17 protein-coding genes and 1 tRNA gene are annotated in these 22,424 nt (G+C 64.6%); 6 read left to right on the plus strand and 12 right to left on the minus strand.

The window, feature by feature from the left end; genetic code table 11:
• The first annotated feature begins 108 nt into the window (after positions 1-108).
• The 3 genes from NEK97_RS13580 to NEK97_RS13590 are packed head-to-tail and all read left to right on the plus strand — an operon-like array spanning position 109 to position 5,536.
• Positions 109-1,464, plus strand: coding sequence for a glycosyltransferase (locus NEK97_RS13580; protein WP_257370401.1), 1,356 nt, complete (start codon positions 109-111; stop codon positions 1,462-1,464).
• A complete protein-coding gene (locus tag NEK97_RS13585) occupies positions 1,461-3,488 on the plus strand; it encodes a glycosyltransferase family 39 protein (protein WP_257370402.1) in 2,028 nt (675 codons plus the stop codon). The genes NEK97_RS13580 and NEK97_RS13585 overlap by 4 nt, the downstream gene beginning before the upstream one ends.
• Positions 3,489-3,490: 2 nt before the next feature.
• Positions 3,491-5,536 carry a glycosyltransferase family 39 protein gene (locus NEK97_RS13590; RefSeq protein ID WP_257370403.1) on the plus strand — a complete coding sequence of 682 codons (2,046 nt, stop codon included), beginning with the start codon at positions 3,491-3,493 and terminating at the stop codon, positions 5,534-5,536.
• Between the two features lie 64 nt (positions 5,537-5,600).
• On the opposite strand, the gene NEK97_RS13595 is transcribed toward NEK97_RS13590, so the two are convergent.
• From NEK97_RS13595 to upp, 4 genes are read right to left on the minus strand one after another with little or no spacing between them, the layout of a single operon-like run.
• A complete protein-coding gene (locus NEK97_RS13595) occupies positions 5,601-6,992 on the minus strand; it encodes a pyridoxal-dependent decarboxylase (protein ID WP_257370404.1) in 1,392 nt (463 codons plus the stop codon).
• Positions 6,993-7,030: 38 nt separating this feature from the next.
• Entirely contained in the window at positions 7,031-7,729 is a 699-nt protein-coding gene (locus NEK97_RS13600) for an HAD-IA family hydrolase (protein ID WP_257370405.1), read from the minus strand.
• 30 nt (positions 7,730-7,759) lie between these two features.
• Positions 7,760-8,137 carry a VOC family protein gene (locus NEK97_RS13605; protein ID WP_257370406.1) on the minus strand — a complete coding sequence of 126 codons (378 nt, stop codon included), beginning with the start codon at positions 8,135-8,137 and terminating at the stop codon, positions 7,760-7,762.
• A 60-nt stretch (positions 8,138-8,197) separates the two neighbouring features.
• Entirely contained in the window at positions 8,198-8,833 is a 636-nt protein-coding gene (upp, locus tag NEK97_RS13610) for a uracil phosphoribosyltransferase (protein WP_026542238.1), read from the minus strand.
• Positions 8,834-8,855: 22 nt separating this feature from the next.
• On the opposite strand from upp, the gene NEK97_RS13615 reads away from it, so the two are divergent.
• Both NEK97_RS13615 and NEK97_RS13620 read left to right on the plus strand, forming a co-directional pair.
• Positions 8,856-9,389 carry a nucleoside deaminase gene (locus NEK97_RS13615; protein ID WP_257370407.1) on the plus strand — a complete coding sequence of 178 codons (534 nt, stop codon included), beginning with the start codon at positions 8,856-8,858 and terminating at the stop codon, positions 9,387-9,389.
• Positions 9,390-9,412: 23 nt separating this feature from the next.
• The gene (locus NEK97_RS13620) at positions 9,413-9,793 is read left to right on the plus strand and encodes a VOC family protein (protein ID WP_257370408.1); all 381 of its coding nucleotides are present in this window, start codon (positions 9,413-9,415) and stop codon (positions 9,791-9,793) included.
• Between the two features lie 18 nt (positions 9,794-9,811).
• Here NEK97_RS13620 and NEK97_RS13625 read toward each other — a convergent pair whose 3' ends face one another.
• The 4 genes from NEK97_RS13625 to NEK97_RS13640 are packed head-to-tail and all read right to left on the minus strand — an operon-like array spanning position 9,812 to position 13,458.
• Positions 9,812-11,026, minus strand: a complete 1,215-nt coding sequence (locus NEK97_RS13625) for a winged helix DNA-binding domain-containing protein (RefSeq protein ID WP_257370409.1) — start codon at positions 11,024-11,026, stop codon at positions 9,812-9,814.
• 26 nt (positions 11,027-11,052) lie between these two features.
• Positions 11,053-12,042: a glycosyltransferase family 4 protein gene (locus NEK97_RS13630; protein ID WP_257370410.1), complete on the minus strand. Its 990-nt coding sequence runs from the start codon at positions 12,040-12,042 to the stop codon at positions 11,053-11,055.
• Positions 12,043-12,441, minus strand: coding sequence for a 6-carboxytetrahydropterin synthase (locus NEK97_RS13635; RefSeq protein ID WP_211711465.1), 399 nt, complete (start codon positions 12,439-12,441; stop codon positions 12,043-12,045).
• Positions 12,442-12,444: 3 nt separating this feature from the next.
• Positions 12,445-13,458, minus strand: a complete 1,014-nt coding sequence (locus NEK97_RS13640; protein ID WP_257370411.1) for a zinc-binding alcohol dehydrogenase — start codon at positions 13,456-13,458, stop codon at positions 12,445-12,447.
• A gap of 114 nt (positions 13,459-13,572) precedes the next feature.
• Here NEK97_RS13640 and NEK97_RS13645 point away from each other — a divergent pair.
• Positions 13,573-13,662: transfer RNA gene (locus NEK97_RS13645), tRNA-Ser, on the plus strand.
• Positions 13,663-14,103: 441 nt separating this feature from the next.
• On the opposite strand, the gene NEK97_RS13650 is transcribed toward NEK97_RS13645, so the two are convergent.
• The 4 genes from NEK97_RS13650 to NEK97_RS13665 all read right to left on the minus strand — a co-directional run bounded on the left by NEK97_RS13650 (position 14,104) and on the right by NEK97_RS13665 (position 22,351).
• A complete protein-coding gene (locus NEK97_RS13650) occupies positions 14,104-14,292 on the minus strand; it encodes a hypothetical protein (protein ID WP_257370412.1) in 189 nt (62 codons plus the stop codon).
• Between the two features lie 353 nt (positions 14,293-14,645).
• The gene (locus tag NEK97_RS13655) at positions 14,646-15,200 is read right to left on the minus strand and encodes a DUF805 domain-containing protein (RefSeq protein WP_257370413.1); all 555 of its coding nucleotides are present in this window, start codon (positions 15,198-15,200) and stop codon (positions 14,646-14,648) included.
• A gap of 1,140 nt (positions 15,201-16,340) precedes the next feature.
• Positions 16,341-16,757 carry a hypothetical protein gene (locus tag NEK97_RS13660; protein ID WP_257370414.1) on the minus strand — a complete coding sequence of 139 codons (417 nt, stop codon included), beginning with the start codon at positions 16,755-16,757 and terminating at the stop codon, positions 16,341-16,343.
• Positions 16,758-16,774: 17 nt separating this feature from the next.
• Complete coding sequence (locus NEK97_RS13665) at positions 16,775-22,351, minus strand: DUF6531 domain-containing protein (protein WP_257370415.1); 5,577 nt, start codon at positions 22,349-22,351, stop codon at positions 16,775-16,777.
• Positions 22,352-22,424: the final 73 nt, after the last annotated feature.

Raw genomic sequence — 22,424 nt, forward strand, 5'->3', positions numbered from 1 at the left:
GCTCCCGCTCCGGGGGCGGCTTTTCGCGTTCCCGGGACGGGAGACTTACACAGTCGCGTCACAGCTTCCGCCTAAAGCACTCACAATCGGCGGCCCCACTGTGAATGCATGACGCTCATAGATCCCGCCACCAGTGCGCTGCCGAACCCCGCCCATGCGGGGACCTTCGCCGCTCCTGCCTTGCCTTACCGGCAGCCGCGGCGCTTTCCCGTGGACACGCGGACCACGGTCCCTGTCCTGGACGTCACCATTCCCGTCCACAACGAAGAGACCGACCTCGAGGAATGCCTGCGCCGCTTGCACGGGCATTTGGTGGAGACGTTCCCGCATACGTTCCGCATCACGGTCGCGGACAATGCGAGCACGGACAACACATTGAAGATCGCCGAGCGCCTGGCCCGTGAACTCCCCGAAATCGGCGTCATGCGCTTCGAGGAGAAGGGCCGGGGCAACGCCCTCCGTCAGGTCTGGCTCGCCTCCCCGTCCCCGGTGCTCGCCTACATGGACGTGGACCTCTCCACTGATCTTGCCGCCCTGGCACCCCTGCTGGCTCCCCTGATCTCCGGCCACTCGGACCTCGCCATCGGGACCCGGCTCTCCCGCAACTCCCGTGTTGTCCGCGGGCCCAAGCGCGAGTTCGTCTCCCGCAGCTACAACGTCCTCCTGCATACGCTCATGGGCGCCCGGTTCTCGGATGCCCAATGCGGTTTCAAGGCCATCCGGGCAGACGTCGCCCACAGGATCCTCCCCCACACCCTGGACAACGCCTGGTTCTTCGACACCGAACTCCTGGTCCTGGCCGAGCGCTGCGGTCTCCGCGTCCATGAAGTCCCCGTCGACTGGACGGACGATCCGAACTCAAGTGTCGACGTCGTACGAACCGCCCTGGCCGACCTCCGCGGAATGGCGCGCCTGACGCGCGACCTCGTCACCGGGCGCATCCCTGTCCCCGAGCTGCGCGCGGCCTTGGCCCGCGGCCCATTGCCGGCGTCGTCGCGAACATCGGAATCGACCCCACGAGCCAGCCTGTTCGGGCAACTGGTGCGCTTTGCGGCGATCGGCGCGGCGTCCACAGTGGCCTACCTGCTGATCTTCCTGCTGTGCCGGGGATTCATGGACCCGCAGCTCGCCAACTTCCTGGCCCTGATCGTGACGGCCGTCGCCAACACAGCCGCCAACCGGCGCTTCACGTTCGGCATCCAGGGCGGCAGCCACGCCCGCCACCACTTTGAAGGCTTGATTGTTTTCTGCATCGGCCTGGCACTCACCTCGGGCGCGCTGGCCCTGGTGCACGGAACCACGACGCCGGACCGCTGGCTTGAGGTGGCAACGGTAGTTGGCGCGAACCTCGCCGCGACCGTGGCCCGCTTCCTGTTGTTCCGCCTGTGGGTGTTCCGCCGACCCGCCACACCGGCCCCTCAAACCGAGGGTTCCGACAAGACCACAGAGGTGCCAGCGAAATGATCACCGCCCTTCAGCCAAGTCATGCCGTTGACGAACCTGTGAAGTCCCCGGAAACACCAACCCGCCTGCAGCGCCTCGTTTTCGGACAGCAACCACGCTGGGTACGACCGTCCGCCGCCGGGCTTCTGGTGGGGACCGCGTTCCTCTATCTCTGGAACCTTGCCGCCACCGGATACGCCAACTCTTTCTACGCCGCAGCTATCCAAGCAGGCACCAAGGACTGGACAGCACTCTTTTTCGGCTCCCTCGATGCTGGCAATGCGATCACGGTGGACAAGCCGCCGGCTTCTCTCTGGATTCCGGCCTTGGTTGGCAGGATCTTCGGCTTCTCCCCTACCAGCATGCTGGTTCCGGAGGCTCTCATGGGGGTCGCCGCCGTCGGGCTTCTGTACCTGACGGTCAAGCGCGTGTCCGGTCCCGCGGCAGGGCTCCTTGCCGGTGGCGCTTTGGCGCTGACCCCCGTTGCTGCCCTGATGTTCCGCTTCAACAACCCCGACGCCATGCTGACGTTGTGCCTGGTGTTGGCCGCATACCTGACAACCCGCGCCATTGAGAAGGCCGGCTGGAAATGGTTGGCCGCGGCAGGCGCAGTGGTGGGGCTGGCTTTCCTGAGCAAGATGCTCCAAGGGTTCCTGATCGTGCCGGGTTTGGCACTGGCCTATCTGTGGGCCGCTCCCACAACTCTGGGCAAGCGGATCCTGCACCTCCTTGCTGCGGGCGCGGGCATCGTTGCCGTGGCGGGTACCTACATTGCGATCTTCCAGCTGACTCCGGCGTCGGCCAGGCCCTATATGGCCGGCTCGGAGGGAAACAGCTTCCTGGAACTCACCTTCGGCTACAACGGGCTGGGGCGCATCACCGGTTCGGGTGAGGGCGGCGCCGGCGGCGGCATGCCCGGCGGTTCCGGTGCGGACGGCGGTCTGCCGGGCGGCGGGGGCTTCGGTGGCGGTGGCTTCGGTGGCGGTGGCTTTGGTGGCGCTGCGGGACTGGGCCGTATGTTCGGGACCAGCTTTGGCGGTGAAGTCTCATGGCTCCTGCCCGCGGCGTTGATCCTGCTGGTGGCCGGGCTGTGGTTTACCCGCCGCGAAGCCCGCACGTCGCGAAGCCGCGCTGCCCTGCTGATGTGGGGCGGCTGGCTGGTTGTCACGGCCGGCATCTTCAGCTTCATGAGCGGCATCGTCCACCCGTACTATGCAGTGGCCTTGGCACCGGCTATTGCCGCACTTGTCGGCATCGGATGCGTCGAACTCTGGCGCGGCCGGGCGTCGTGGATGCCCCGGATCGTGCTGGCAGTGGTGGTGCTGGGAAGTGCGCTGTGGTCCGCGGTACTCCTCGGCCGGGATGCCTCGTGGCTGCCGTGGCTGCGTATCGTGGTGGTGGTTCTTGGTGTCCTTGCTGCAGCCGCTCTCCTGCTTCGTGTGGATCAACTGGGTGGCACCAGGCTCAAGGGTGGCCTCCGGCGGCTGCCTGCTGCCGCCGTCGTCGTGATGTCGTTGCTCGCCGGCGGCCTCGGAACCGGGGCATGGACAGTGGCTACTGCGGCGACTCCGCACTCGGGTTCAATTCCGACGTCGGGACCTGCCGGTGCGGCCAGCGGCGGCTTTGGCGCCCGGGCAGGACTGGACACCCGAGCAGGACTGGACACTGGAAGCCGCGACTTTGGTGGTGCAGGAGGCGGTCCGGGCGGGAGCACCGCGAACGCCGAGCTGACGGCGCTACTGAAATCCACCACCACCAAGTGGTCTGCCATTGTCTCCGGAGCCACCCAGGCCGCTGACCTGGAACTCGCCACGAACACCAGCGTGATCGCACTTGGTGGCTGGAACGGCGGCGACCCCTACCCCACGCTGGCCCAGTTCCAGGACATGGTAGACACAGGCCAGATCAGCTACTTCATCTCCGGCGGCGGCATGGGCGGCGGCATGGGCGGCCGCGGTGGCAACTCCGAGGTCGCGGCGTGGGTAGCTGCAAACTACCAGGCCCAAACCGTTGGCAGCACTACCGTCTACAAGCTGGTGGGCTGACCATGACCACGTACTTCAAACCGCTGACCGAACCAGCAGGACAGGCGAGCACGGCACAAAGCAGCCGTCTGGCGCCAGGAAGCCGGGCCGGACATCGCAGCAACCGGGGCCCCGTCCGGCACCGCCTCGAACTCACGGCAGTCCTTTTGGGAACTGCAGTCCTTTACATCTGGGGCCTTGGAGCTTCCGGCTGGGCCAACGCATTCTACTCCGCTGCTGCCCAGGCAGGCTCGCAGGACTGGACAGCGTGGTTTTTCGGCTCCTCCGACTCCGCCAACTCCATCACCGTGGACAAACCTCCGGCGGCACTCTGGATCACTGGACTGTCCGTCCGAATGTTCGGCCTGAGCTCCTGGAGCATCCTGGTTCCGCAGGCGTTGATGGGGGTGGCGACGGCGTGGATCATGTACCTGGCCATCCGCCGGGCAGCGCTCCCTGCCACGGACAACCTCCGCTTGGCGCACCGCGCTGGCCTCCTGGCTGCCGCGGTCCTGGCCCTGACGCCGGTAGCCACGCTCATGTTCCGCTTCAACAACCCGGACGCATTGTTGGTCCTGCTCATGACAGCCGCGGGCTATGCCGTGCTCCGTTCCATCCAGGACCGGAAACTGCGGTGGCTCATCCTTGCCGGGGTATTCCTGGGCTTCGGATTCCTGGCCAAGCAGCTTCAGGTCCTCCTGGTGGTTCCGGGCTTCGGGCTCGCCTATCTTGTCTGTGCTTACCCTAGGCCGGGCCGGCGGGTACTCCACCTCTTGGCCGCAGGGGGCGCGATGGTGGCGTCGGCTGGTTGGTGGATTGCCGCCGTCGAGCTTGTCCCCGCGAACCTGCGCCCCTACATCGGCGGCTCGCAGAACAACTCGATCCTGGAATTGACGTTTGGCTACAACGGCTTGGGGCGCCTCAACGGCGACGAGACCGGCAGTGTGGGCGGTGGCGGCAACGGGTGGGGCACTCCGGGCTTGCTGCGCATGTTCGGCACGGAGTTCGGCGGCCAGATCGCGTGGCTCATTCCGAGCGCACTCATTCTTGGCGGCGCACTCCTGTGGCTGGGCCGCCGAGCGCCGCGAACGGATGTGGTCCGTGCGTCGGTCATTGTGTGGGGTTCATGGCTGCTGGTGACCGGCCTGGTGTTCAGCTACATGCAAGGCATCATCCACCCCTACTACTCGGTGGCGCTGGCTCCGGGAATTGCCGGGCTGGTGGGCCTGGGCGGCGTGCTGTTGTGGCAGCGGCGCTCCCGGCTCCCTGTCGCCCTGCTGCTTGGGGCGTCACTGGTGGCCGCGGGGTTCACGGCCTTCGCCCTCCTGGGCCAGGCTCCGGCGTTCCTTCCGTGGCTGCGGTGGGTGGTGGTTCTTGGCGCCGTGGTCCTGGCCGCCGCCGTCGTCGTGACCGGCCGCTTGCGCCAGGTTTGGGTGACGCGTACGACGGCGGGCCTCGCCGTCGCTGTTGCACTCGCCGCGCCGCTGGCCTACTCAGTGGCAACCGCCGCCACGCCCCACACGGGTGCGATCGTGAGCGCAGGGCCGGCCACTGCTGGATTCGGGCCCGGTTTCGGCCGCAACACGTCAGCGCAAGGTATCAGGAGGCCTGGCACGCAACAGGGCACGGGCCAGGCGCCCGGCGGGCAGGGTTTTGGTGGCGGCGGTACTAACGGTGGCGGTTTTGCCGGCGGCGGGCAAGGCGGCGCCATGGGCGGGCTGCTCGGTGCCACCACACCATCCTCCGACTTGGTAAGCGCCCTCAAAGCCGACGCCGACAACTACACGTGGGCGGCCGCCGTCGTGGGTTCCAACAACGCAGCCGGCTACCAACTGGCTGCCGGGCTGCCGGTCATGGCGGTTGGCGGGTTCAACGGAACGGACCCTTCGCCGACGTTGGCGCAGTTCCAGCAGCTCGTGGCCGACGGGAAGATCCACTACTTCATTGGAGGCCGCCTCATGCAGGGCAACGGCGGTTCGGACGCTTCCAGCGAGATCGCTGCCTGGGTGGCCGCGAACTACCAAGCCACCACCATCGGCGGAGCCACGGTGTACGACCTGGGCGGCTGAGCGCTCCTCGTCCGCCGCGCGGCAAAGGGTGCGAAAATCCCGCCGGACAACACCTGGAGTAGGGCTATGCTTCCGGTTCTGCCTCCAGTGCGCGGCGGACGGCGGCGATCGAGGCTGCGACGTCCCCGGCGTCCGTGGTCCAGTTGCTCACCGAGATCCTGAGGATTTCCCGGCCCCGCCACGACGATCCGGACATCCACACTGCGCCTTCGGCCATGAGCCGTTGCGTCACGCGGTGGGTGCGGTCATCGCTGCCGAAGCTCACGGAGACCTGCGTGAAGACAACATCGTTGAGCACCTCCACGCCGGGAATGGCCGCGAGTCCCTCTGCCAGCGCTCGGGCATTTGCCGCCAAGCGCTCCACCATGGAGATCACGCCATCCCTGCCCAACTGCCTGAGCGCCGCCCACACCGGGATGCCACGGGCGCGTCGGGACATTTCCGGTACCTTCTCCAGAGGGTCCCCCAGCCCTGCTTCGGTGGCGATCAGGTAACTGGTGTGGACGCTGAAAGCCCTCCTCAAGGACTCGGGCCGGGAAACTATGGCAAGCCCGCAGTCGTACGGGACGTTCAACGTCTTGTGGGCGTCCGTGGCCCACGAGTCGGCCTCCTCCACACCGGCAAGCCGTTCCCGCAAGGTCGGGCTGATGGCCGCCCATAAGCCGAACGCGCCGTCCACATGGACCCACGCTCCGCGGTCGTGTGCCACGGCGATGGCTTCCGTCATGGGGTCAAAGGCGCCGGAATGCAGGTTGCCCGCTTGCAGGCACACCAGTGTTGGCCCCGGTTGCTCATCCATGGCTTCGGCCAATGCGTCCGGGATGATCCGCCCTTCCCGGTCAGCGTCCACGGGGACACAGGCTCCCAAGCCCAGGTATCGCAATGCGAGATCCACAGCGGCATGGCGTTCCCGTCCCGCGAACGTGGTGATCCGCGGGCCTCCGTTGAGTCCCAGCGCCTCGAGGTCCCAGCCGGCCTCGTCCATCAGGTACTGACGACCAGCCGCCAGTCCAACAAAGTTCGCGGTGGTGGCACCCGTGGTGAATCCGACGTCGGCCGTTGCCGGGAGGTGCAAAAGGTCCAGAAGCCAGGAGGCCGCCGATTCCTCGATTGCTGCGGCAGCGGGGGTGGCGAAACGGAGACCTGTGTTTTGATCCCAGGCCGAGACGAGCCAATCAGCGGCCATCGCTGCCGGCAGGGTTCCGCCCATGACCCATCCAAAAAAGCGGCCTGACTGGATTGCCATGAGGCCTGGCTCAGCCAGTGCGGCGAGCTCATCCACCACTTCTGCCGCATCAGTAGGCCCATCCGGGAGTCGCGGCAAGATGCTTCCGGCAACCTGATCGGCGTCGGATGAAGGGCGGACGGGACGGGTAGGCACCGACGCGAGCCAATCACCGGCGTGGACCATGGCCCGCCCCAATGCAGCACCGTACGCCTCCGGCATCGCAGACATGGGCACAGCCTACTCCCGGCAAGCCGGGCCGAACAGGGCTAGAGAGTGAGCGTCAGGAGGTGACCGCCGTCGTCGTCCTTTACAGCGGTGACCGTCACCGCGGAGTAGTCCGGGATCCGCCACATGCCTGGTTCCAATTCCGCATTGTGCCTGGCGGCGGCCTTGCCTACCACCACAGTGCGCATCCCTGCGGCACGCGCAGCTGCGATCCCGGCAGGTGCGTCTTCGAAGACCACGACGTCGGCCGGGTCGGCTCCCAGCAGCGCGGCGGCTTTGAGGTAACCCTCCGGATGGGGCTTGCCGCGGGTGACAGACTCCGCGGTCACGGCGGTGGAAGGCATGGTCAGCCCGGCTGCCCGCATGCGGATTTCGGCCAGGATGCTGTCAGCAGAGGTAACCAACGCAACGGCATCGTCCGGAAGTGCTTTCAGAAGGGCTTCGGCACCGGGAAGGGCAATCACGCCATCTGTCCGGGACCTTTCCATCTCGCCAAGTTCTGCCGTCAACGCTGCGAAGTCGGACCCGGCCGGCGCATACCGCCGCACCGTGTCGCCGGCCTGGACGCCGTGCGAGGTGCGGAGGATCTCGTCAAAGTCCAGGCCGTAGCGCTCAGCGAATTCCAGCCACACTTGCTCGACGATCGCCGTGGAATCAACCAGCGTGCCGTCCATGTCGAAGAGGACGGCGCGGACAGTCAGGACGGGTGGCTGGGAAGGGCGTGCGGCAGCTTGGCTCATGGTTCCATCCTGCCGCACGCTGAGGGGATGTCAGCCGTTGGGCCGCTGCGGGAGGTACTGAAGTGCCCACTTGTTGCCGTCTGGGTCCGCAAAGTAGACGAAGTGGCCCCAGGCCTGGATGTCGATGTCGCTGACGTCCACTCCGTTGTCCTTGAGCTGCTGGTGGGCCTTGTTGATGTCGCTGACCACGATTTGCAGGCTTGGAGCTGTACCCGGAGGGGCGTCGTTCAGGCCCTCTCCAATGCAGATGGAGCATGCCGAGCCCGGCGGTGTCAGTTGCACGAAACGGATGTCCTCCGAGGGACGCTCGTCGTAGTCGGCGTTGAAACCAACCTTGTTGACGTAGAAATCCTTCGCGCGATCGACGTCGGAGACAGGGACATATACCAGTTCAAGTTTCCAGTCCATGCGCCACAGGCTAGCGGGCTGGTTTGAAAACCGGTAGGGGTCAATCGTTCCCTGTGGAGATCAGCCGGCCACGCCGTAGAGGCGGTCGCCGGCGTCGCCCAGGCCGGGCACGATGTACGACTTCTCATTGAGCTTCTCGTCGATGGACGCCAGGACAATGTTGACGTTGGCGTCGGAAAGCTCTTCTTCCAGTTTCGCCAGTCCCTCAGGAGCAGCAAGCAGGCAGATGCAGGTGACGTCGGAGGCGCCGCGCTTGAAGAGGAACTTGATGGCCTCGCGCAGGGTGCCGCCGGTAGCAAGCATGGGGTCCAGGACGAAGATCTGGCGGCCGGTGAGGTCTTCGGGAAGGCGCTCGGCGTAGGTGATGATGTCCAGGGTTTCTTCATCGCGGGCCATGCCCAGAAAGCCGACCTCGGCGGTGGGGACCAGCTTGGTCATGCCCTCCAGCATGCCAAGGCCTGCGCGCAGGATGGGGACCACCAGCGGCGTCGGCTTGGTGAAAGCCGTACCGATGGTCTTGGTGACGGGGGTCTCGATTTCGACCGGCTGCGTCTTGACCTCGCGGGTGGCTTCATAGGCCAGGAGGGTGACGAGTTCTTCAGTGAGTTGCCGGAAGACCGGTGAAGGGGTGTTCTTATCCCGCAGAACGGTGAGCTTGTGAGCGACCAGCGGGTGGTCCACGACGAGTGTGCGCATCCCCCAAAACTATCATTGAGACATGAGCGCCACCGAGCCGTATCACGCAGACCACATGGCCTGGATGGGCCTTGCCCTGGACGAGGCCCGGTTGGCGCTGAAAACAGACGACGTACCTATTGGCGCAGTGGTGTTGGGGCCCGACGGCGGCGTGCTGGGTTCCGGACGCAACGAACGCGAAGCGCACGGGGACCCGACGGCCCACGCTGAGGTAGTTGCAATCCGCCAAGCGGCTGCTTCGCTGCGCCAGCGCGCTCATGATGCGGGCGCCGGCGGTGACGGCTGGCGGCTTGAGGACTGCACCTTGGTGGTGACCCTTGAACCGTGTGCCATGTGTGCCGGGGCTATCGTCCTGGCACGGATTCCGCGCGTGGTTTTTGGCGCGTGGGACGAGAAGGCGGGAGCGGTGGGATCCGTGTTCGATATTCTCCGCGAGCGTCGTCTCAATCATTGGGTGGAGGTCTACGCCGGTGTGCGGGAGGAAGAATGCGCGGCCCTGCTGAAGGAGTTCTTCGCCTCTCATCGCGTGCCCGGCGGGAGTAACTACCCGGCCTGATCCTCTTCTTTGCGGGAGTAGCAATGCCAGTCTCTTTCAACCACACCATCGTCTACGCAACGGACAAGCACGCCTCAGCCGAATTTCTGGCGCGCATCTTCAGCCTTCCGAAGCCGCAACCCATGTGGTCCTTCGTCACGGTGTTGTTGGACAACGGTGTCACGTTGGACTTCCTTGAGGCGTCCGGGGAGATAGCGCCGCAGCACTACGCCTTCCTGGTCAGCGAAGAGGAGTTCGACCAGATCTTCCTGCGAATCACGGCGGAGCACATCCCCTATTGGGCCGACCCCGCCCGATCCCGTGCGAACCAGATCAACCACAACGACGGCGGCCGCGGAATCTACTTTTCCGATCCGGACGGCCATTTCCTCGAGGCGATCACCCGCCCGTACGGTTCGGGCTGAGCTGGTTCCTTGAAGGCGTCAGCGTCCGGCGGCCTCATCCAGGGCGTCGATCCGCACTTGCCGTGATGCCGGCGAGTCAAGGCTGAACGAGCGGAAATCGCCGAGTTCTTCCCGGATCCACGTTTCCACCTGCGTGATCCTCTCGCGGACCGCCTCCGTCGGCTGATCGAAGGTCCAGGCGGCGATCCGTTCCTTGCCGGGATCGTACTGCCACAGCCCCATGATCCTCCCCCGGTCCAGGATGGGGTGATCCGGGAGGTCGGCTTGAAGCGCAAGCGTGGTGTCCAGGACTTTCTTGCCCTTGTCCTCGTCGGCGAACATGTCCACGGAGTTCCTTCTGTGGAGGACCAGTGAGTCTGTGCCTGCCAGCAGCTGGATTTGTTCGTCGCCCGGCACTTCGAAGTCCGCCAAACGATCGACGTCGGCGGGCAGCATCCACAGTACGTCCCCGTTCGCTGTTGGCACCTCCACAGCCCCCATGCCAGCGAGCGCCGCTTTGCTCTGCGCCACGGTAAACGCGGTGAACCACTGGGTCTGCTTAAAGGTCGCTCCGCCAGTCCAGCGCAAGTACCGTTCGAGCAGGAGGCGGCGGGCGCCGTCGTCGTCCATCCCGCTGGGCTGCAGGCCCCAACCGGTGTAGGCGTAGCGCTGCTGATCGAGGCGGCCGTTGACGGGGACGCGGCGGATACGGCCGTCCGCCTGCAGCAGCCCGAGAGCAGTTGGCAGTGTGGTGGAGGCACCCTTCTTCTTGCCTTCCTCTCCCAGGCTGCGGACCGAATCGCCCAGTACGTCCCTGAGCTGTTTGGGGTCCATGGGGCTGCTGGATTCCTTGAGGGCATGCTCTACTTCGCCCTCAAGGAGGGTGATTTCGCCGCGCTCTACGCCCAGCCTCGCCAACACTTTGAACGGGGCAATCGCGGCGTCGCGGCCGATCTGGAGGGCCCACGCGTAGTCGGCCTGCCCCAGGACGTAGGTGCATCCGCGGGCTGTAGGGAGTTCATGGATTTTCAGGGCTTTGACGTCCTGGTCTGCCTGATCGCGGCTGATCCCCGCCCGCGCGAAGAGCGTGAGGTACGGGTTGGCGCCACCCACCGAACGCGCCCATCCGGCGTGGTCAAGAACTTCCTCGGAGGTCTTGCCGATCAGTGAGCCGTCGAGGCCTTGTTTGTGCCAAGCCCACGCCCGAAGGCGCTCGGGAGTGAGGGTGGCTGCGGCGGGAGCGGTGGCGGTCATGGCCCCATTCTGCCCCTAAGCCGCTGCTAGGTGATGGCTTTTAGGACCGTCGCGGCAGTGGCGTCCCAGCTCTGCAGGCTGTCACGGGCTGAGCTGGCTGCTCCGCGCCAGCGCTGCTGAAGGGCGGGGTCGGTCAGCCAGTTCCGGAGAGTCATTGTCAGGTTGTGGGGGTCGCTGAGGTCCAGCGCCGCGCCCGCTCCTGTGTCACCGAGCGCTTCAACTGCCCCGGTCCCCCGCCGGACAATCACCGGGACGCCGTGGGCCAACGATTCGGTCACGACCATGCCGAACGACTCGGACTCCGACAGGAGGACGCTGAGGTCGGCTTCGTGCCACTGGTCCTCAAGTTCCTGTCCCGTCAGCTCGCCGGTCAAGGTGACGCGGTGCTGCAGCCCGTGATGTTCGACGGCGTCCCTCACCTTTGCCGCGTACGCCGGGTCGGCGTCGCGGGAGCCGATCAGGGACGCGGTCCATTCCAGGTCTTGCAACTGGCTGAGGGCCTCGACCAAGAGCGTTTGGCTCTTGTTGGGAAGCAATGCGGCCACCGAGACGATGTGCTTCGGTACGGATCCGGCACTGGCACCGGCCGATGCTGTGCCCGGCGTCGCCACCACCGCATCCAGTGCCCCGTGCTTGGCCACCAATTCCGCGACTGAATGGGCGCTCGGGCAGATGATGCCCGTCGCCGCAGCCAGCGCCTTGGCTTCGAGGTCGCCGTGCTCCGCCAAAGCCATGTGCGACAGGATCCAGACCCTCGTTCCATCACCCACTGCGCGCGCAACCTCATCCGGGGCCCCACTCGCCACCAGGCCGTCGGCAATCACTGTTGTACCGCCGTCGAGGGCTTCCGCGAACCGCTGCCTGTCCGCTGGGCTGCCGACCGGCCAATCGCCGTCGACCGTGACAGTCTCAACTTCCGCGTCTAAGGCGGTCAGGTGCTCCGCCAGTTTGGCGTTGTACTTGTTGCCGCCGGAGCCGTGGCGGACGTTCCCCGGGACCAGGAAGCGGACGTGCATCTACTTGGCCGGGAGCTCCAGCGAATAGCCGGCCCAAGCGTCCGGGTTTTCGCGGAGGACGACGTCGATGCCGCTGAGCGCGGGGCCGTCTTCAGTGTCCTGGATCCGGGCGGCCATGGCGTCGGCGATGTGCTTGGCGAGGGCCTCGGTGGTGGAGAGCTTGCCCTTGAAGGCCGGGTGCTCGTCGAGGTTCTTGTAGTTCAGGTCCGCCAGGATTTCTTCCAGGATGCCGCCGGCCGCACCGATATCCAGAACGATCGCGTCGTCGTTGAGGTCCGGGCGGCGGAAGCTGACTTCGGCAACGAACGTGGCCCCGTGGAGACCTTGCGCGGGGCCGAAGGCTTCGCGGGGAAGGCTGTGGGCGACCATGAAGTGGCGTCGGACGGTCAGGCTGAACATGTATTAATCCTCCGGGTTGGGGTATGCGACCACATGGCAGAAGCCGCCGGGCTGATCGAATAGTTTGGCGAGAGTGGCGGGCAGGTTCCGGAACTGGCATTCGCTGGTCAGGAACGTGTCGAACAGCGGATCTTTCAACTGGTTCGCCGCTTCCTGCAGGCGCTGTGCGTTGCTTCGCCGGTGCCTTCTTGGGAGGGCGACGGCGCCGACCTGGCTGGAGCGGATGTTGAGCCTGCGGGCGTGGAAGTCCTCACCGAGCGGGAGGGTGACTTCCTTGTCCGCGAACCAGGAGAGTTCGATGACGTCCGAGTCGTCGCCGGCCAGTTGGAGGCTCAGTTTGAGGCCTTCGTTGGACGCGGAGCAGTGGAAGACGATGTCGTTGTCGTCTTTCGCGTTGGCGGGGAGGGCAAAATCGATGCCGAGTGTTTGCGCGAGTTTTTGCTTCTCCGGGTCCGCGTCAACCATTTGCAGGCGACCGAGCGGGTACTTCCGCAGGAGTGTCGCCAGGACGCCGCCCACCAAACCACCACCGACGACGGCGACCCGGTCACCCAGGCGCGGCCCCGCTTCCCAAAGGGCGTTGATGGCGACTTCGACGATGCCTGTGAGAACGGCACGCTTGGCCGGGACATCCTCAGGAATGACGGTGAGGTTGCTGGTGGGCACAACGTAGAGGTCTTGGTGCGGGTGGAGGCTGAATACTGTTTTGCCGATCCATTCCTCCGGGCCTTGCTCTACCGTGCCGACGCTCAGGTAGCCGTACTTCACGGGGCCAGGGAAGTCGCCTTCCTGGTGCGGTGCCTGCATCAGGTCAGCCACCCGTTCCGGGACGCGGCCTTCGTGGACCACGCGCTCGGTGCCCCGGCTTACGCCTGAGTAGAGGGTCCTGACGAGGGCTTCGCCTTCCTGGGGAGCTGCGATCGTTTCGGTGCGCATTTCACCGTCGCCCGTCTTGGTGACCCAATAGGCGTGGGCTTGGAGTCCTGGTTCGTGTTCCTGTTCACGCGAGATAGTCATGATGCTTATGAATCTATCGGTGTGGAGCTGCGGACGGAAGTTGGCGCGTATTCCCGGGCTCGCGTCCGGGCCGTTTTGGGGAACCGGGCCCAACTCCGGTACCCTATTTCAGTTGGTGACGTGTCCGAGCGGCCGAAGGTGCAACACTCGAAATGTTGTTTGGTGTAAAAGCCAACGTGGGTTCAAATCCCACCGTCACCGCCAATGAGAAAGGCCCTGCTTCCCTTTGTTTATGAGGGAGGCGGGGCCTTTTGCTTTGTCACAGCGAACAGGGCTTCCACCATCCGAGTGCGCTCATGTGTGCGACTGAAGCGAACATGACGACGGGTGCCGGCGCTGGAGCGGGAAACCGGACGGCAAAGCCGCCAGGGGCGAATCCAGACGGACCACGTCCCAGACAAGTACCTCCTTCGAGAGATCACGCTCGCCTGATCATCAGTCAAGGACCCAGAAGGACCCCGCGACTCATGGTCACGGGGTCCTTCTGTTGGCTGCCGCACGCGCCTCGCGCGATTGCCGCCGTCAGGTGTGATCACCTCCGGTTCCAAAACCACTTCAATTTTGCTCGGCCGGAAGGATGATCCGGACTGTTGCCTCTGGCCATCGCTTCTTTCCCTATTCTGTGCTGCGGCAGTGAACCCGAAATTATCCCGCCAAGCCGTAGTCTCGCGCTGACGGAATCCCGTTCCCCAAATCCTTCATCACGACGCGCGAGAACCAACCCAGATCGAACTCGAACACGCTGCCTTCCGTGAACGACGACGCAATCTTCTCTTCGTTTTCGAAAGTTACTCCTTGGGACACCGAGATGCTTCCGCAATCAGAAGTCTGCACTAAAACACCGGCAGTAGATGCCGACCCCCTTGAACCGCCTGAACTCGTACGCGGCTCAGCCGAAACCACCTCGCATCGGATACTTTCTACGGCAATCGAGTCCCATACTGGAATGAGGAGAACGAAGATACCCGCGAGGAGTATGAGGACTCCTGCTACCTTCCAGAGCCTCTGAAATTTCCGCCTGGGAGCCTCGCCTTTAGAAGGTCTATTTTTCTTGGACATCGCCCTCCTGTCACACCGATGCATGTAACTGGATGGTGCAAGGTTAGGTGCATCTGGCTGTTCCGAAGATTGCACCGGAACGCATCGATCTGGCGCCGTTCACGCAGTGATGAGTATGCCGTCGCTCGTCAGCGGGGGTCGAAGCGCCGGCCTTCTGCCTTGGAAGGCATAAGCGCCAGAATCAAAACAGCCAGTCCGCCGACCATCGGAACAATCCCAACGAACGCAAGCGGACCCGGAAGATTTGCATCATGCAAACGCCGCCAAAGCAACGACAGCTGCGGCACCACAATGGCCAGCCCCAGAACGACGACGAGAATGAAACCTGCCACCATGAGGCCTCCCGTCGGGGCGTTCACAATACCAGGAGCGGCCTCGTAGAACACTTCTTTCCCGGTGGCTGGATCGAAACCCATGGATTGCACCTTAGGGTTCTGCTGAGCCCAGGCAGTGCTGGCCACGAACCCGATGGTCATCATGAGGTACGGGACCACCATCACCAGAAAAACGAAAAGCTGACTCCACCAGAACTCACTCCGCGAGGCGCGACCAGCGAACTTCGCATACTTGGCAAAGAACCGCTTCACCGACTTACCAAACGACGCTCCATATAGAGGACCAGCCAGCTCGCCCGAACCTGTAACCTCCGCTACGCCTCCGCCTGCAGGATCAACAGTCTTCATATCCATCTGTCTTCATGTCCTTCCCAGAAACTATCAATAGAAACCAACATACAACTATCTTCCAAACGCAAACGTTCTGCGCCCAATAATCTCATCCGTAGAAGACAATTTGAATGAGCAGAACGAATAACCACTGGTCTGAAGTGGAAACCTCACGCATCTTAAGAACTGCCCGGGTGCACCGGTTAGGCACGCCTTGACTCGAGCTATCTCAGCATTGCGTCAGTCGTCAAGACAAGCCTCCCGACCCTCAAAACTGAAGAGCAGCAGCGTGCTACTCATCTAAAATATCCACTCTCACCCAGCACTATCACGGCTAGAAATGCCTGGAAGGAAATACACACCAGAATGGTAGCCGGGCCCGAAATAGAAACCAGCGCACGCGCCTGGCCACGAGTAGGATGGGTCCCCAATAGCCGTTCAGAAATCCAAAACATGAGTATACCCAGTGCGCACAATAGTAGAAGTAGGACTGCGGGAATCGATCCGCCGTGATAGGCCACTTCGGCACTCAACGGAGCATTCATGAAAACGAATGTAGTAATACCAAGGCTCACCAAGATGCCAAATAGACACATGAGGTCCAGGTAACTACTTGTCTTCTTCTCCAATCGAACGTTTCCTTCCATTAGACCTCCCCGCCGACCCTCCTTTTGGCACCTCAAGCCATTTAGGGCCCCCAAACACAAGTACGGTCACCAGCTGCGCGCTAACGCTCTTCTCCGGCAGTCAGTGTCAGTCCAGCCAATAGACCAAGAGGACAGCCCGTCCACAGCGCCCCCCCAGTCAAGCCAATCACAGGGATAAAATTAGAAAGAGCGGCGAAGGCTAAACTGCCTAAGATGATGGTGGCCCCAAACGCTAACGTGGCGGCAAAGTTGGATTTCCAATACGTCACACATCCAACGCCAAGGGCAGTAGCAATAACGACAAGAGCGTTAGCAATCCATACGGAAATACCATACTCTTCAGTCCTATTGACGCACAGAACCAGCATGAGAATTCCCGGTATAACGACGCCGTTCCAGTAATACTTCGTTGCTCACAAACCGGTTGTTCGGCTCACCGCCACCTAGCTCCGGGCTGTTGCCTCGGACTTGTAGTTTTTTCGTATCCGCCTAGGCAGGCATTGAAAAAGCGTTAGCGCACCAGCCGATAGTCTCGCGCTGTGGGTATACCATTCCTGATGTCTTTAGTTACGACTCGTGAAAACCATCCGAGATCAAACTCGTAGCTACTACCAGCCCTGAAGGATGCGGCTACCTCGTCTTGTGAGTCGAAAGTCACCCCCTTTGATATGTAGATTCTCCCGCAGTCAGCTGTCTCAACAAGAACGCCTGCCGTTGTGGCCGATCCTCTGGAACCACCCGAGCTCGACTCCGACTTGGCAGAAACGACTTTGCATTGCAGACTCTCCACAGCAAACGAATCCAACACGGGCATCAGCATATAAAAAACAGTAACGGCGAGAAGTACAATACCCGGCCACTTCCAATACCACTTCAGTTTTGGCCTATCAGCATTCCGTGCCGAGCTGTTACCGTTGGTCTCGCTCATGTCATTTCCTTCTCCGGTCACCAGCCACTAGCCCGTCGTCCACTCAATGGACCGCTAGCGCCATTTGTAAACCCCTGAACCACGCCGTTCCATCGATCCTGATCCGTTGCATCGCCCGGCTGCAACTCCGTGTTGACAAGACCCACGGCAGACCCTCCAAAGCGATTAACCAACTGCTCAGTCCATATTGAGCCCCAGTTCGAGGGAGCACCAGCATGGCCGCCTGTAGATACTGGCCCCGTCCAGTTAGGGAAGCGGGCGGCAACGTCATCTGCCCAAGCCGTTCCGAGCTTACTGAAAATTGCAGAACCTCCCGCAGCAGTCACAAAACCGGTACCCGCCGTTGCGAGGTACCCTCCGATCGTCTGATCTTGTTTATCGTCAAGGGCATAAGTCAGCATATTGCTTCCGGACCCGCCTACACCGGCGGACAATGAGCTCCGGACTGTGGTGCTTCCAAGCACAGTGTTGGTCCTCATCACGAGAGACGACGTTGAGCCCATGGATGTCGCCACACGGGTTGCGTTCGCAGCACGGGCCAGAAGACCGCCCGCGGCACCGCCGAACCCACCGCCGACAGCGCCAATGGCGGCGTCTTGCCACACCTTTCCCATGTCGACTTTTCCGGAAGAAGCCTTCTGCACAATCACTGAAGCTCCGCCCGATGTCAGTGCGCCCGCAGCCGCTCCGACGAGGGCCATTCCAACGGGTCCACCGACTCCGGTGAACATCAGCCCCACCCCCACAGCGATCGCGGCCCCGGCGGCGACGTATTCCCAGTTATCTTTCCACCAGTCTCCTGCTGCGGCGAGGGCGCCGCGGGAGGAGCCGTCGTAGGCTTTCAGGTCCGCGTCGGTCAGGGGTCGCAGGCCGGTGGGGTCGGTGGTGTTGAGGGGGTTGTTCCCGGCGTAGGCGTAGGGGTTCCCGTCCCAACCGGCGCCGAGGACGGGGGCGAGGGGGTCGGTGGAAAGGAATCCCCGGGTGGCCGGGTCATACGCCCTGGCGCCGAGCCATTCCAGTCCGGCGATGCCGATCCCGCCACCGGCGGTCAGGGCGATCCCGGCGGGCAACACACCACCCAACGCGGCACCGTTTGTTGTGGGGCTACCGGGGGTGGGGTTGGTGGGGGTGCCGAGGACGGCCCAGGGGTCGTGTTGGTCGGTGGGGCGGGCGGCACGCCACCCTGGCGCGGTGAAAGCGTCGCCGATGCCGGTGACACCGCCGGGCAGGGACAACACCTGGGTCGTCTCTATACCGGCGAGAGTCGGGACGGGCGCTGCGGTGTCCCACCACAACCGGGTGTCGTCCACGGCTGCGAGTTCACCGAGCGCGTCCACGTGCAACCGGTGCCGGGATACCACTGCCCCGTCACGGTTCTTTTCGAGGGTGCCGGTGAGGTAGCCGGTGGGGCCCCACGCGTATTCGGTCCAGGACCCGTCCGGCCCGATCACCCGGACCCGGCGACCCAACCCGTCATGCACGTACTCAGTGACAGAACCGTCAGGTTCCGTGACGGACTGTAGCTGGCCTGCGGCGTCGTACTCAAACGTGCGGGCCCCGGCGGGGGTGGTTTCGCGGACCAGCCGGCCCCCGGCGTCGTACTCCCACCCCACCACCGAACCCGGCACCGCAGAAGTGGTTCCTGTTTCGGTGGTGGTGGCGGTGGTGAGTTGCCCGGCGGTGTCGTACCCGTACCGGGTGGTGACCCCGCCCCGGGACAGGGCAGTGATCCTTCCGCCGTCCTCACGCCCGATCAGGGTCACATCCGCAGACCCCGAGTCATCGGTGGTGGTGCGGGTGTGCTCGACCAGTGCCCCGTCCCGGTACACCCATTCCTGGGTGTAGTTCCCGGCGGTCGCCGAAACGATGCGCCCGGAGGGGTCGTGGGTGAAGGTGGCGTCCCCTAGCAACGGATTCGAAACCTTCACAACCCTACCGGCGGGGTCGCGGGTGTAGCGGGCGGTCCCGGCACCGGTAGTGAAACCGGTCCGGTTCCCGTCCCCGTCGTACTCCCACGTCAGTGTCTGGTCACCGGTGGACTTTCGGGTGAGGAGGCCGCGGCGGTCGAAGCACAGTTCGTGTTCGACCGCGTACCCGGCCCCGCCGGTGTGGTCGGTGATGACCACCTTGCGGGCGGGAAGGTCTCGTTCGATGGCGGCGATCAGTGTCCCGTCCACCGAGGTGGTCGCTTCCCGTCCGGCCGTGTCATAGGTCCAGGTGGTCGTGTGCCCGTCCGGGTCCGTTTGGGAGATCTGCCGCCCGGCCGGGTCATACCTGGCCGTCGTGACACGGCCGAGCGGGTCCGTGACCGTCTCGACCTGGTCCGTGGCCGTGTACGTGCGGGTGGTCACCCCACCGGTGGGGTCCGTGATCTTCGTGAGGCGGCCGCGGGTGTCGTACTCGAACCGGGTCCTGCCACCCACCCCGTTCGTCGTGGCCACCAGTTCCCCGGCGGTGTTGTAGGTGAAGCGGCGGGTCCCGTACCAGGGATCCTGGGAGAAACTCAACCGCCCGCACTTGTCATACCCGTACCGGGCCGTACCCTCCCCGGGGGTGTGCCTGGCGGCCAACCGGCCGCAGGCGTCGTAGGCGAACGTTTCGACCTCCCCGCCCGGCAATGTCCTCGCCGTGAGCCGCTGGTCCGGGTCGTAAGAGAGCTGCGTGAGGGCCCCGGCCGGGTCAATGCTCTTCCACGGCCGGCCGCAGGAGTCGTACTCGTACCGGGTCACGGCCCCGGTCGGGGAGGTGATCGAGGTGATCTTCCCCGCCGCGTCACGGCCCAGGACCGTCAACCCGCCCTCACCATCAACCAACTCGACCGGGTTCCCCGCCGCGTCATAAGACACCAGCTCCGCGGACCCGTCCACGGACTCAACCCGGGTCGGGCGGCCGTACTCATCAAAACTGAACGCGGTGGTGCTGAAGGCCTCGGTCAGCGACGCGGTCCCGGCCCTCCGGTCCGTGACCGCCCCGGTCCGGACCCCGGTCGGATCGACCACAGCACTCAGGGCACCGACCGTGTCGTACTCCCGCACCCAGTCATGCCCGGCAGGGTCCGTGATCCCGGTGAGCCGGGAAAGGTTGTCATGAGTGAAGCCCCACGACGCCCCGTCCGGCAACACCGCCGCGGTGAGGTTCCCCAGCTCATCAACCACCCGCTCCACGACCCGGCCGAGCGGGTCCGTGGTGCGGGACAGTTCACCGTTGGGGGCATACTCAAACACCGTCCGGCCCCCATCCGGGGCAACCATTGCGGTGATCCGGCCCGCGGTGTCATGCTCGAAAGACCACACCGCCCCATCCGGATCCACCCGCCGCACCAACACCCCCGCAGCGTCATAACTGAACCGGGTCACCGCCCCCGACGGGCTCACCGCGCTGACCGGCCTCCCGGCCCGGTCCCGCACAATCCTCGCGGTGTCCCCTGCGGCGTTCCGGGTCGCGGTCAGGTCCCCGAACCCGTCGTACTCAAACCCAATAGTGACCCCGACCGGGTCCGTCACCCGTTCCAGCAGCCCGTCCCGCCATTCCAGCTCGGTCCGGCCACCCAACGGATCCACCACCACAGAGGGGTCCCGCGAGACTTCATCGGCGTACTCATACGTCACGGTCGCGCCGGACGCGGTGACCAAGGTGGTGATACGGTCCTGCCCGTCCCACCCGTAGCTCAGGTCCGCGCCTTCCGGGGTCACCGTGCGAATCTTCCGTCCGCGGGTGTCGTAACCGTGGACCGTGACCGCCCCGTCACGCTCAGTCAAAGACACCAGATTCGAATGCGCGTCATAGGACATGGACTGGCGCCGGTCCTCCGCGTCCAGCACCCCCACCAGACGGCCCTTGCCATCAGCAACCCAGGAGTTGGACCGGGACCCGTCCTCATCGGAGACCACCGTGACCCGGCCCGGTAAATACGCGAACCTCGTCCGCCGCCCATGCTGTGTGACCTGCAAAACCACCCGGCCGGCCTCGTCATACGTGTTCTCGGCCTCCACCACGCCCGCAGCAGACACCACCGAGGCGATAAGACCCTGGTCGTTCCACCGATACACCCTCGTACCGGTCTCCGTGCCCACACTGGTCAGCCGACCCTCGGCGTCGTACCCGTACTGGACCCGGCGCCCATCCGATGAACGGACCACCCCGACCAGCCCGTCGACGTAGTCGATCTCCACGAACCGGCCCCGCACATGCACCAACCGGCACACCACACCCGACCCACCGCCGTCGACCGCTGCCTCCGCATCCGGCGAAGCCGCTGCTTCGCGGTGGGCGGAGATGGTCCGGCCGGGTCCTGCCCCGGTCCCGAGCCACACCCCGCCGGTCGTGTAAGCCCACCAGGCGCCCTGGTTATCGGCCACGACCAACACCTCAGACACACCCGCAGGGATGGAGGTCAGCTCCGCCAACCACGGTTCCGTGACCGGCTCCCGGGTCAGCCAGTAGTTCTCCCCGACTGCACGGGCCCAGCCCGTACCCTCGCGGGGGAAGTCCACCGCCCGGCCGTCAGCAAGCACCCACCGGCACCGTTCATCGGAGAAGGCCAGGTGCTGGTCCAACACCGACACCCAACCCGGACCAAACACCCCCGGGGTCTCCAGGCCGGAGCCGAGGGAGTTATACATCCGGGTCACCGCCAGGTCAGCTCCCGCCCCAGCGAACCCCAAATCGGTTTCGGGTTCGATGAAGTTCCCCGTGGCCGTGTTCACCGGATCATTCGCATACCCGCTCGAGGGCATTGCCCCGGCCGCGGTGGGCGGGTCAATCACCAGGCCGGTCCGGGTCCCGGACACCCCGGCCGCGGCCAACGCCTCGTTCACCGCCGCGTCCGACAGGGTCGAGACCGCGCCCTCGCTGCCGGCGGCAGCGAACGCGTCCGCGACCACCACCGCCCACGCCGCGTCCGCCTCGTTCAACCGCAAATACTCCCGGAACGCCGTCACCACACCCGCAGCATCAATCCGGCCCCAGGAACACTGCCCCGCGAACGAAGACAACTCTCCCTCCAAGGACCCCGGAACCGAAGAAACACCCTCATCCAGGCCACGCGAACCCGCAGCGAACGAACGCAACGACTCCGGACGCGCCGAGGACACACCGCCCCCGTACCCGCCGCCCGGGCCCGGGGTGTCCCGGGACCCAGAACCCGGGGACTGAGAAGGGAACGACGGCGCGCTGCCGGGCTCCATGTTCGGCCGGGCTTCCTCACCCCAAAGGTTGTCCCAGCTCTCCTCGAACCAGTTCCGGTTGTTATGCCGACGCACCCACTCGTTGTTCTGCCGACGCCGGTCATCCTCGTCCCGCGCCGCCGAAATCATCGTCCCCACATACCCGGCCACCGTCCGCAACGCCGCGGCCAGGGACTCCGCGTCCCGTGACGCCGTGGCCGCATTGGCCGCGAACACCTCCGAAAAATGCCCCCGGAAATCCTCCCCCGCCCCTGTCACCAACGGGCCCCGCGAACCCGAGTGCTCCAAAACCCGCGACGCTGCGGACTCAAAAGCACCCTTCACCGACTCAGCAACCCCATACACAAACCGGCCACCATGACCAGCATCGGAATCAGGCAACAACGGCATCTCAACGAACTCGGTCACAACCACAGCCCCCCACAGAACAAGAACGCGAACACAACCAACAAACCCACCAAAACCACACCACACAGGCACG

The organism is Paenarthrobacter sp. UW852 (assembly GCF_024608385.1).
In the GTDB taxonomy this organism is placed as follows: domain Bacteria; phylum Actinomycetota; class Actinomycetes; order Actinomycetales; family Micrococcaceae; genus Arthrobacter.

Coding starts and splice junctions, on each gene's coding strand:
- NEK97_RS13580 (WP_257370401.1), top strand. CDS start 109: ATGACGCTCATAGATCCCGCCACCAGTGCGCTGCCGAACCCCGCCCAT.
- NEK97_RS13585 (WP_257370402.1), top strand. CDS start 1,461: ATGATCACCGCCCTTCAGCCAAGTCATGCCGTTGACGAACCTGTGAAG.
- NEK97_RS13590 (WP_257370403.1), top strand. CDS start 3,491: ATGACCACGTACTTCAAACCGCTGACCGAACCAGCAGGACAGGCGAGC.
- NEK97_RS13595 (WP_257370404.1), bottom strand. CDS start 6,992: ATGTCTGCGATGCCGGAGGCGTACGGTGCTGCATTGGGGCGGGCCATG.
- NEK97_RS13600 (WP_257370405.1), bottom strand. CDS start 7,729: ATGAGCCAAGCTGCCGCACGCCCTTCCCAGCCACCCGTCCTGACTGTC.
- NEK97_RS13605 (WP_257370406.1), bottom strand. CDS start 8,137: ATGGACTGGAAACTTGAACTGGTATATGTCCCTGTCTCCGACGTCGAT.
- upp (WP_026542238.1), bottom strand. CDS start 8,833: ATGCGCACACTCGTCGTGGACCACCCGCTGGTCGCTCACAAGCTCACC.
- NEK97_RS13615 (WP_257370407.1), top strand. CDS start 8,856: ATGAGCGCCACCGAGCCGTATCACGCAGACCACATGGCCTGGATGGGC.
- NEK97_RS13620 (WP_257370408.1), top strand. CDS start 9,413: ATGCCAGTCTCTTTCAACCACACCATCGTCTACGCAACGGACAAGCAC.
- NEK97_RS13625 (WP_257370409.1), bottom strand. CDS start 11,026: ATGACCGCCACCGCTCCCGCCGCAGCCACCCTCACTCCCGAGCGCCTT.
- NEK97_RS13630 (WP_257370410.1), bottom strand. CDS start 12,042: ATGCACGTCCGCTTCCTGGTCCCGGGGAACGTCCGCCACGGCTCCGGC.
- NEK97_RS13635 (WP_211711465.1), bottom strand. CDS start 12,441: ATGTTCAGCCTGACCGTCCGACGCCACTTCATGGTCGCCCACAGCCTT.
- NEK97_RS13640 (WP_257370411.1), bottom strand. CDS start 13,458: ATGACTATCTCGCGTGAACAGGAACACGAACCAGGACTCCAAGCCCAC.
- NEK97_RS13655 (WP_257370413.1), bottom strand. CDS start 15,200: ATGAAGACTGTTGATCCTGCAGGCGGAGGCGTAGCGGAGGTTACAGGT.
- NEK97_RS13660 (WP_257370414.1), bottom strand. CDS start 16,757: ATGAGCGAGACCAACGGTAACAGCTCGGCACGGAATGCTGATAGGCCA.